The sequence below is a fragment of the Streptococcus sp. HSISS2 genome (assembly GCF_000448665.1).
GTDB lineage: Bacteria > Bacillota > Bacilli > Lactobacillales > Streptococcaceae > Streptococcus > Streptococcus raffinosi.
Window position 1 is genome coordinate 391,857 of record NZ_CM002133.1, and the last position, 10,529, is coordinate 402,385.

The 10,529-nt window shown below is 38.0% G+C and carries 10 protein-coding genes, 1 pseudogene and 1 riboswitch; of the genes and pseudogenes, 6 read left to right on the forward strand and 5 right to left on the reverse strand.

Translation table 11 applies throughout. The features are described from left to right. A partial coding sequence (locus HSISS2_RS01930) for an MATE family efflux transporter (protein ID WP_042766901.1) occupies positions 1-751 on the reverse strand: 751 nt, incomplete at its 3' end. Between the two features lie 64 nt (positions 752-815). Further along, the gene (locus HSISS2_RS01935; protein WP_021145101.1) at positions 816-1,649 is read right to left on the reverse strand and encodes a helix-turn-helix domain-containing protein; all 834 of its coding nucleotides are present in this window, start codon (positions 1,647-1,649) and stop codon (positions 816-818) included. Positions 1,650-1,816: 167 nt separating this feature from the next. Here HSISS2_RS01935 and HSISS2_RS01940 point away from each other — a divergent pair, with 167 nt between their 5' ends. Further along, entirely contained in the window at positions 1,817-3,100 is a 1,284-nt protein-coding gene (locus HSISS2_RS01940; RefSeq protein ID WP_021145102.1) for an ABC transporter ATP-binding protein, read from the forward strand. Then, positions 3,085-3,345, forward strand: a complete 261-nt coding sequence (locus tag HSISS2_RS12160) for an ATP-binding cassette domain-containing protein (protein ID WP_021145103.1) — start codon at positions 3,085-3,087, stop codon at positions 3,343-3,345. Before HSISS2_RS01940 ends, HSISS2_RS12160 begins: the two co-directional genes overlap by 16 nt. A gap of 334 nt (positions 3,346-3,679) precedes the next feature. Here HSISS2_RS12160 and HSISS2_RS10620 read toward each other — a convergent pair. The 3 genes from HSISS2_RS10620 to HSISS2_RS01960 all read right to left on the reverse strand — a co-directional run bounded on the left by HSISS2_RS10620 (position 3,680) and on the right by HSISS2_RS01960 (position 6,970). Beyond that, positions 3,680-5,031 (reverse strand): IS3 family transposase gene (locus tag HSISS2_RS10620; RefSeq protein ID WP_100066247.1). Its coding sequence is split into 2 segments (ribosomal slippage): positions 3,680-4,590 and positions 4,590-5,031, totalling 1,353 coding nucleotides; the frame shifts between segments, so codons are not numbered across the junction. Between the two features lie 80 nt (positions 5,032-5,111). Then, positions 5,112-6,389, reverse strand: a complete 1,278-nt coding sequence (locus HSISS2_RS01955) for a nucleobase:cation symporter-2 family protein (RefSeq protein ID WP_021145105.1) — start codon at positions 6,387-6,389, stop codon at positions 5,112-5,114. Beyond that, a complete protein-coding gene (locus HSISS2_RS01960; protein ID WP_021145106.1) occupies positions 6,389-6,970 on the reverse strand; it encodes a xanthine phosphoribosyltransferase in 582 nt (193 codons plus the stop codon). Before HSISS2_RS01960 ends, HSISS2_RS01955 begins: the two co-directional genes overlap by 1 nt. A 147-nt stretch (positions 6,971-7,117) precedes the next feature. After that, positions 7,118-7,213, reverse strand: a riboswitch (purine riboswitch). A gap of 206 nt (positions 7,214-7,419) precedes the next feature. Here HSISS2_RS01960 and HSISS2_RS01965 point away from each other — a divergent pair. The 4 genes and pseudogenes from HSISS2_RS01965 to HSISS2_RS01980 form a co-directional block, all read left to right on the forward strand. Beyond that, complete coding sequence (locus HSISS2_RS01965) at positions 7,420-8,100, forward strand: response regulator transcription factor (RefSeq protein ID WP_002951259.1); 681 nt, start codon at positions 7,420-7,422, stop codon at positions 8,098-8,100. Continuing rightward, positions 8,093-9,064, forward strand: coding sequence for a sensor histidine kinase (locus HSISS2_RS01970; RefSeq protein ID WP_042767175.1), 972 nt, complete (start codon positions 8,093-8,095; stop codon positions 9,062-9,064). The genes HSISS2_RS01965 and HSISS2_RS01970 overlap by 8 nt, the downstream gene beginning before the upstream one ends. A 144-nt stretch (positions 9,065-9,208) precedes the next feature. Then, positions 9,209-9,967 (forward strand): ABC transporter ATP-binding protein, encoded by a 759-nt coding sequence (locus HSISS2_RS01975; RefSeq protein WP_021145108.1) that lies wholly within the window; start codon positions 9,209-9,211, stop codon positions 9,965-9,967. A 1-nt stretch (position 9,968) separates the two neighbouring features. Then, positions 9,969-10,529: pseudogene (locus HSISS2_RS01980) on the forward strand (ABC transporter permease); the annotation flags it as partial.

Sequence of the window (10,529 nt, forward strand, 5' to 3'; positions counted from 1 at the left end):
CCGTTCCACCAATGGGGAGACCTAGTTTAAGGGCGTCAAGCAGAGCTGCTTTATCAAGAGGTTGAATCTTTTCGATGTGGTAGGGTTTAACCTTCTGATGTTTTTTGATAACCGTTATGGAAATAAGGAGAAGGGCCCAGTAAGCTAATGAAGTTCCCAAACCTGCTCCGGCTCCTCCCAACTCTGGAAGACCAGCAATGCCATAGATGAGGAGGAAATTGAAGAAACCATTGAGAGGTAGGAGCAGAAGCATGAGGTACATGGAAAGGCGCGTGAGGCCAAGTGCATCAAGGAAGGAGCGAACCACGCTAAAGAGTAGAAGGGGAATAATCCCAAGACTCAAAAATCGTAGATAACCAAGGGCGACCTTTCTGACCAAAGGCTCCAGACCTAGATAGTTCAAAACCAAGGGTGCTCCTAGAAAAACGAGGGCAAAAAGGATCAGTGATAGGCCCAAAGCCATATAAAGAAATTGATAGAAATCAGGTGCCACTCGGTCCTTGCGACCTGCCCCTAGATGGTGTCCGATAATAGGGACTAGGGCAGATACGATACCTGTTAAGAAGGTGAAAAAAGGACTCCATAAACTCGTTGCCATGGCTACCCCCGCTAAGTGTAGGGGATCGTATTGACCAGTCATGGTAGTGTCCACAAAAGCTGCTGAAAAGTTGGCAAACTGATAAATCAGTATGGGCACAAAAATCTTGAAGAAAACAAGGAATCGCTCACGGAGAGAATGTGTTTCGTGCATTCTGTTTTCCTTTCTAAATTTTTCAAATTATATAATTCATTGTACAACTGTTATCCAATAAAGTCTATAATTGACGGAAAGTTTGGTCCCATTCTCTCAAATTATCGTCATCTCCCATAAAAGCCAAGTAGTGGAGAACCTCTTTATGTATAGTCTTTCCCATGTTCTTATCGATAAATTTATAAAGGAATGCGGCTTCTAGTTCTTTAAGATAGATTTTTTGTAACATGAAATAATCTGGTAATTGAATAGTTTTTAGTTCGTTTAGATAGTAATTACTATCTTCTTGATTTCCGTAAAGAATGATTTGGAAAATACAACGACTAATAACATCTAAAGTGATTCTATCTAAATTATTTCTAGGATTTGTACCTAGAATTGACAGGAGTTCCTTAATGTAGATTTTTAGTGCATCTTCTGTGAAGATATCCTTTACCATATCCAGTAAATCAATATCCAGAAGTGTCCAAATATCAATCGAAAAGAAATAGTTTTGAAGTTCTGTAGCAATATCTTGGTTAACTGACTGGTTTTGAAGTTTTGAAACCTGACAGGTAATACAAAGACTAATCAGATAATCACTATAATTAGTTTCTCCTAAAAAGCGAAATCTTTCTGTGACTTGTTTTAGTGCTTCAAAATCTAAATTATTTGAGGCTTGATTGTATTGATTAGCAAGTTTTATGTAGGTTTCGTCCACAAGATATTCTTGTCCGAAAAATTCATTATATTCGACTTTTAGGTGTCTTAAAAGTTTGAAAAGAGTATCATTTGAGAGTGATGTTTTGTCATTTTCAAAGTCTGAAATACTCGCTACAGATCCAGCCACTTGAGCGAGTCTCTGAATAGTATATTTTCTCTGTTTTCGAATCTGCTTAAATTTTTGGCCTAGTTCCATATAAAACTTCCTTATCGGATTTCCGAAATTTCAATAGTTTTTGCTATTAATAAACTAAAATAATAGTATCAAATTGAAGGAGGTAAAAGCAATGATTATTGAAAAAATAAATCAGTTGCTGTGTCACAATGATGGTTACATTTATTAAGCTACTTCCCAAGAAGAAAATGGTACTTTATATCATTTTTGCGCTTCTTTATTCCTGTCAAGGCATTGTAATACCTGTAATTATCCAGATGGCAGGTCATATAGATAGTAGTGATAGTCGGGATTTAATAGTTTTTACATTGTCGAGCATTTCTCTTTGGGTGGCAGTGTACGCTTTTATGTATATAGAGAATATTCTGCTTCGTTCTATTATTAGAGCGTTTAATGTGAGCCTATCAGAAAATATTTTAAAGAATCATGCTGTCTTTCCTAAAAACATCTCGGATTCTGAACTTTGCTCACTCTTGACACAAGATCTTGGAATTGTAGACCAGGAGTTCCTTCAATCTTTTCTTATCTCGCCTGTGTGGGGCGCCTCTGTCCTAGTATCTGTAATTTATCTGGTCAAACAAAATCTTATTGTGGGTAGTCTTTTTACTGTAGGTGCCTTTCTGATGATTTTGCCTCAGTTTATTTTTAAGAGAAAATTGAAAGAGTCAGGAGAATTACTAAGTAGCTCAAAAGAGAAAAATTTAAGAGCTATTACAGACTTTGGTAAAGGGATTGAAACGATTATTTGCAACCAAGCAGAAAAAGAGAATGTAAAGCAAACTCTCATAACCCTTAGTGAGATGGAGACGACACAATTTAAGTATTATACACTTCAGAATTTAGTTATGTTTTGGACAGGACCTCTGAAAGCTGTCGGCTTGATTGGACCATTTGTGATTGGTCTTGTCATGAAACAAAATTCAATTACTACACTTATTGCTATGATGTCTGCTTCAACATATCTTATTAACCCCTTACAACAGATTCTGGAGGCTATTGCAAGTATTCAATCAAGTCAAGTGATAAAAGATAAATTATTGACATTTGGAAGTGAGTCAGAAATTCCTTCAAAAGGGCTTCACATACATACTTTAGAAGAAATTCAGTTAAAAAACGTCACTAAATCTTATGATAATCAAGAGATTTTTCGAGATGTTACGGTTACTTTTTCATTGTCTCAGCATAATCTTATGGTTGGTGATAGTGGTATTGGAAAAACAACACTTTTTAGGTTAATATCAGGGCAAGATAAGGCATATAGTGGGAAAATCATTTTTAAAAGCATTGATGGAAGGGAGCTGACTCCAAATTTAGATAACATTGCAATTATTCATCAAAATCCCTATGTCTTTCATACAAGTGTGCGACATAATCTAACTCTTTATCAAGATTATTCTGACTCATTGCTCATTTCAACACTAAAAAAGTTGGACTATGGGAGGCTTGTTGTCATCAATTGGACTATGAATTAACTGGAGATAACTTTTCAGGTGGACAAATCATAAAACTTGAGATTGCACGTGCTATTTTGAGGGAAAAGCAGGTTTTACTTGCGGATGAGATGATGGCTTCTTTAGATGCAGCAAGTTCAAAAGAAATAAGTAATGTCTTGAAACAGTTGCCTAATAGTATTATTGAAATTGCCCATCATTACGATCTGGAAGATTACGATGCTGTCTATAGAATTGAAAATAAGTCAATCGTAAGAATTAAATAACACCAGATACTTTCAGTAGAAGTTAGACAGAGTAGTTGCTTAGTCTTTTCTTTCGATTTACAAACTTGGAACAGACCTATATAATTAATCTAAGGAAATGAGGCTTTGAAAATGAACACGAAAACAGAATTTTTGAGAATAATGGCAGAACAAACAGAAATAGCCTTGGCAACTTCTGTGAATAACGTTCCTAATGTGAGAATCGCTGATTCTATTTGAGGTGAGATTTGATACCGCTATTGTTACCAAAGATCTTGCTACCATCAGTACGTTAAGACTATAATAAAAACTCCCCTTATGGATTGTACTGACCCCAAAAAGTTAGACAATTAATTTATCCAAAGGATTTAGTTCTGTATTGCACAGGGCTAAATCCTTTTAATTTTACCTTAATGCGTTTGTTGTTGTAATAATCAATATAGTCTACAATAGCTCGTTCTAATTGATTAAGTGATTTAAACGTCTTCTCGTAACCATAAAACATTTCCGATTTCAAAATGCCAAAGAAAGATTCCATCATGCCGTTGTCTGGGCTGTTACCCTTACGTGACATGGACGGTTGGATCCCTTTATCCTCTAAAAATCGATGATAATACTGATGTTGATATTGCCATCCCTGGTCACTATGGAGAATTGTATTTTTATAATGCTCCTCTGTGAAGGCCTGGTTTAACATAGCTTTCACTTGTTCTAAGTTTGGTGAAGTTGAAAGATTATAGGCGATAATTTCACTATTAAAGCCATCTAAAACTGGTGATAAGTAAAGTTTTTGACTGCTTGCTGGAATGGCAAATTCTGTCACATCTGTATAGCACTTTTCCATTGGTTTGGTTGCTTCAAATTGGCGTTGAATGAGATTTTCTGCTTTCTTGCCAATCTCTCCTTGGTAAGAAGAATACTTCCGTTTACGACGAATTCGAGCACTTAAACCAAGAACCTTCATCAGACGTTGCACTTTCTTATGATTTACCATGAAGCCACGATTTCTCAATTCAAGAGTCATTCGACGATAGCCGTAATTTCCTTTATGCTCACAATAAATTGATTGAATTTCAGCTTTAAGCTCTTTATCTTTGTCAAATCCATCTAGTTGTTTCAACTGATAGTAGTAAGTTGAGCGAGCTAAACCAGCCGTTTCAAGAAGTAAATCTAGTCGAAATCCTCCTGTGACCATTTCTCTAATTGTCTCTGCCTTTCTCGCTGTAAGGCTTCGTCCCTGTCTTCTAGTTCTTTTAACTTTTTTAGGTAAGACACCTCGGTACGTAAGCGTTCATTCTCCTCTTGGAGTCGTTCTAGTTCTGTCATTTCTTCCCAAGTTTTCTTACGTTTACGTCCCATTTTAGGTACTCTCTCTCTTGTTTTTTCAACAATAGTATACCCATTTTTCTTGTATTGTGCTATCCAATTTTTCAACAGAGAAGGATTGGGTAGAGCATAATCTAAAGATACACTTTTTCGTGAACGACCTTTAAGCAAAACTTTATTAATTATTTCTTCCTTTAATTCGGGAGAATAGTAACGATTCTTCCCTTTTTTGACGATTTCTATTCCGTAACGTTCAATCAACCTCACCATATATTTTAGTCCAGAAACATCCACACCAAATCTTTTTGAAAGCTCTTTGAAGCTTCTCCCCTGTTTTCTCAGTATATATATCTGAATCTTGTCCTCATAAGTTAATTTCATAATAAAAACACCTCAAAAGTTAGATTTTTTCTGTCTAACTTTTGGGGTGCAGTTCAGATCAGTAAATCTATAAGGGGAGTTTATTCGTTTTTATTTTTCTTTTTGTTATGGTTCAAAATGGCATTGAGGACAATGGCAAGCAAGCTTGCAACGACGATACCGTTTGAGAAGAACATTTGGAAAGCATTTGGTAGGCTGTTGAAAAGGTTGCTGCCGTTAAGACCAACCCCTGCAGCGATTGATACCGCAGCAATCAAGAAGTTGTGTTCGTTGTTGGCGAAATCAACACGTGCCAAGATTTGCATCCCTTGGATAGAAACAAAACCGAACATAACAAGCATAGCGCCACCAAGGACTGGACTTGGGATGATTTGAGCCAAGGCACCAAACTTAGGAAGGAGTCCAAGAAGAACAAGGAAACCAGCTGCATAGTAGATTGGCAAGCGAGTCTTGATACCGGACAATTTCACAAGACCAACGTTTTGTGAAAAACCAGTGTATGGGAAGGTGTTGAAGAGTCCACCAAGGAGGACAGCCATACCTTCAGCACGGTAACCGTTACGGAGTCGAGTGCTATCGATTGGGTCTTTAGTGATATCAGAGAGGGCCAAGTAAACCCCAGTTGATTCAACCATAGACACGGTAGCGATGATACACATCATGATGATTGATGATAACTCAAACTTTGGCATTCCAAAGTAGAATGGTGTTGGTACATGGACAACAGGTGCCGCAGCTACTGGAGAGAAGTCAACCAAGCCCATGCTTGCTGCGATGGCAGTACCGACAATCAAACCAATCAAGATTGAGATGGATTTGATAAATCCTTTAGTGAAGATGTTAACCAAGAGGATGATAAGAACAGTGATAGCTGCAAGGAAGAGGCTTTGACCAGTAGGCTTATCAGCATTATTTCCCATATTTCCGATAGCCACAGGGATGAGGGTCAAACCAATAGTAGTGATGACAGATCCCGTAACGATAGAAGGGAAGAGATTGGCCACTTTTGAAAAGACGCCAGAAACGAGGATAACATAAATCCCTGAAACGATAAGGGCACCAAACATAGCACCACTACCGTGTTTCTCACCAATCATAATAAGTGGTGCTACTGACTGGAAGGCAACCCCAAGAACAATTGGAAGACCGATACCGAAGTATTTATTAAGTTGAAGTTGGAGGAAGGTTGCTACACCACACATGAAAATGTCGGTTGAAATCAAGTAGGTTAATTCATGAGCTGAGTAGCCCAAGGCACCAGCAATCATGATTGGAACCAGGATTGATCCCGAGTACATGGCAAGTAGGTGTTGCAGTCCTAGGACTGCCGCCTGCGAATGTTTTTCTTTATTTTGCATTAGATGTCTGCCTCCTTAAATACGACCTGACCATTTTCAAAACGATCCAAACGAGCAAGTGAAACAACTGGGTAGCCAGCTTCTTCCAGAAGGGCACGACCATCTTGGAAAGATTTCTCAATAACGATACCGACCGCTTCGATGTGTGCGCCAGCTTCTTCGATGATTTGAATCAAGCCTTTGGCAGCTTGGCCGTTAGCTAAGAAGTCATCAACGATGAGAACCTTATCTTCAGGAGTGAGGAACTTGCTTGCGATAGAGACAGTACTAGTCACCTGTTTAGTGAAGGAGTAAACCTCAGCAGTGAGGATCCCTTCATTCATGGTGATATTTTTAGCCTTCTTAGCAAAAATCATAGGGACATCCAAAGCCTCAGCAGCATAGAGGGCTGGAGCAATACCAGATGCCTCGATAGTCACCACCTTGGTGATGCCAGCATCCTTGAACTTGTCAGCAAAGACCTTTCCAATCTCACGCATGAGATCAAAGTCCACTTGGTGAGTAAGGAAAGAGTCAACTTTGAGGATGTTCTCCCCAAGGACATTCCCATCTTTGAGAATGCGGTCTTCCAGTAATTTCATATTACCTCCTATAAAAAATAAAACTAAAGTGTATTTTGATTTTCTCAGATTCCATTGAGACTCTGACAAAGATCAAACCAATCGAATAACAGAAAAAGGCCTGCAAAGCAAGCCTTTAAAATCACAAAAAGACGGTAAAATCTTTTGATGACTTTATGACTTACTTATTGTTAGGTGTTACGGCACCTTGTAGAAACGTCACGCCAATTCGTGACATAAATAAGTAATCTTCTCATTGTTCGATGAAGCTGTCGTTGGTTGATGATAAACCAACATCAACTCTATTATAATACTATATTTTCTTTGAAGACTCAAAGGATTTTTCCTATGAAAACGCACTATTTTAAAAGTCGGAAAATTTAATCTAACATTATTGTAAGATTTGCTGAGAAAGGTCGTTTCTTGGGGTATTTATTGTTATAATAGTGGGAAATGAAAGAGGTTGAGTTATGCATAAGATTTTATTAGTGGAGGACGACGAGGTTATCCGTCAACAAGTCAAAAAAATGCTAGAACAGTGGGGTTACGAAGTTGTTCTTGTTGAAGATTTCATGGAAGTATTATCTATTTTTGTAAAAGTAGAGCCCCACTTGGTTCTTATGGACATTGGTTTACCTCTATTTAATGGTTATCATTGGTGTCAGGAAATTCGTAAGGTCTCCAAGGTGCCTATTATGTTCTTGTCTTCCAGAGATCAGGCCATGGATATCGTTATGGCAATCAATATGGGTGGGGACGACTTTGTGACTAAACCCTTTGACCAAAATGTTCTCTTGGCAAAAATTCAAGGGCTTTTGCGCCGATCTTATGAGTTTGGAAAGGATCAGAGTCTTTTGGAACATTTAGGTGTGATTCTGAACCTTAAGGCCATGGATTTGGTTTATCAGGGGGAGGTCGTTTCTTTGACTAAGAACGAGTTTCAGATTTTACAAGTTCTCTTCGACCATGCTGGAAATATCGTTAGTCGGGAAGACCTCATGAAGGAGCTTTGGAACAGTGACTTCTTTATTGATGATAATACCTTATCTGTCAATGTAGCACGTTTACGTAAGAAGTTAGAGGCAGTGGGTTTGAAGGATTTTATTGAAACCAAGAAAGGTGTTGGCTACGGGTTGCGTCATGATGGATAAAAGACAATTTATCAAATACCATATTAGGTCTCGTCTGACTTTCTATCTTTTATTTGTCTTTAATGCAATCATCTTGATCTTGTTTGCCTTTTTATTTGAAGAGGCGGCAGATATTCTTTATTATGCCTTGACCATAATGACCTTTGTGACTATCATCATGGTTATTTGGGACTTGGTTAGGTCCTATCACTCTTATAACTTAGCCTATCTCTATGAGGAAATCACACCATCAAGTCCTTTAGAATTTTACCTAACCCAAACTTTGGAAAGTGCTAGGGAGAGCCAGATGTCTCAGACTGAGGAGGAGAGCAAGCGCTATACAGATTTGATGGACTACTATACGCTTTGGGTACATCAAATCAAGACACCAATAGCAGCCAGTCAATTATTGCTTCAGGATGTTACGGATAGTAAAACGAGGGCTCTCTTGGAGCAAGAGGTATTCAAGATTGATTCTTACACCAATTTGGTTTTGCAGTATTTACGTTTAGAGAATTTTCATGATGATTTGCAGTTGAGGCAGGTTACATTAGAACCCTTGGTTAAAGCAGTTGTTAAAAAGCATAGTCTATTCTTTATTCAAAAAGGATTGACTATTAATCTACATGACTTGGATGTTAAGGTCGTTTCAGATGAAAAATGGCTCTTGGTTATCATAGAGCAGGTCTTGTCAAATAGTTTGAAGTACACAAAAAGCGGTGGTATTGAAATTTACTTTAAAGATAACGGGCTTCATCTTAAAGATTCTGGGATTGGTATTAAAAATAGTGATATTCTACGGGTTTTTGAGCGTGGCTTTTCAGGTTATAATGGCCGACTGACTCAGCAGTCGTCTGGGTTAGGTCTCTATCTTTCTAAGAAAATTGCTGATCAGCTTGGACATGAGATTAGTATTAGCTCCCAAGTAGGTCAAGGAACCACAGTTTCCATTCATTTTCAAAAGCAGAAGTTGGCGATTGATTAATAACTTACAAAAGTGTAAGAAATATGACCACAAATGAAAGCAAGGGTTATGGTTGAGACCTTGCTTTTTCTATAAAATGGTATCAGAAGTTAAGTAAGAGGTTCCAAAAATCTCTTCCAAATTTATTAAATAAAGGAGCTTATTATGGCGTTACTAGATGTTCAACATGTTAAAAAAATCTATAAAACACGTTTCAAAGGAAATCAGGTTGAAGCCCTTAAAGATATCCATTTCACAGTTGAAAAGGGTGACTATGTTGCAATCATGGGTGAATCCGGCTCAGGAAAATCAACCTTGCTCAACATCCTTGCCATGCTTGATAAACCAACAGCAGGGCGTGTCTATCTTAATGGTACGGACACAGCAACCATTAAAAATAAGGATGCTTCCAGTTTTCGTCGTGAAAAATTAGGGTTTGTTTTCCAAGATTTCAACCTTTTGGATACCCTATCTGTTAAAGATAATATCTTACTACCTTTGGTCCTTTCTCGACGCCCACTTAAGCAAATGATGACACAAGTAGAAGCTATCAGTCGTCAATTGGGGATTCATCCCTTGCTAGAGAAGTACCCTTATGAAATTTCAGGTGGACAAAAGCAAAGGGTTGCGGTTGCGCGTGCAATCATCACTAAACCAGAAATACTCTTAGCAGATGAGCCAACAGGTGCCCTGGATTCCAAATCTTCAGCAGCTCTCTTGGATGTCTTTGATGCAATCAATGCCAGTGGTCAGACCATTCTTATGGTAACTCACTCAACAGCGGCCGCCAGTCGTGCGCAGCGTGTTTTGTTTATTAAGGATGGTATTCTTTATAATCAAATCTTCAAAGGGGATAAGTCTGAACATCAAATGTTCCAAGAAATTTCCGATACACTAACTACAATGGCAAGTGAGGTGAACTAATATGTTTCGTCTAACCAATAGACTGGCTTTGTCCAATCTCATAAAATCGTAAGCTTTACTATCCGTATACATTGGCAACTATTCTGGTTATTGCCATTACCTATATTTTTACATCTTTAACGCTTAATTCGCATCTGGATGACTTACCTGGGGCAGATGCTATCAAGATGGTTTTGGGGTTGGGACTTGGGATTCTCGCCCCTATCCTCTGGGATTATTGTTCTTTATGCCAACAGCTTTGTCATGAAAAATCGTTCAAAGGAGCTTGGTCTCTATAGTGTGCTAGGCTTAGAGAAACGTCACCTCTTTAGCATGATTTTAAAAGAAACGATGATTATGGGTTTTGTGACTTTGCTTCTAGGTATAGGTGTAGGGGCGCTATTCGATAAACTCATTTATGCTTTTCTTCAAAGGATTATCGGAGAAAGTACTGGTTTGGTTTCGACCTTTCAAGTAATGACAATTCCTATTGTTCTTGTCATCTTTGCTTGTATTTTTAGTTTGTTGGTTTTGGTAAATGGTTTCCGATTACTACGGCTTAATCCTTTACAATTAACTAAAG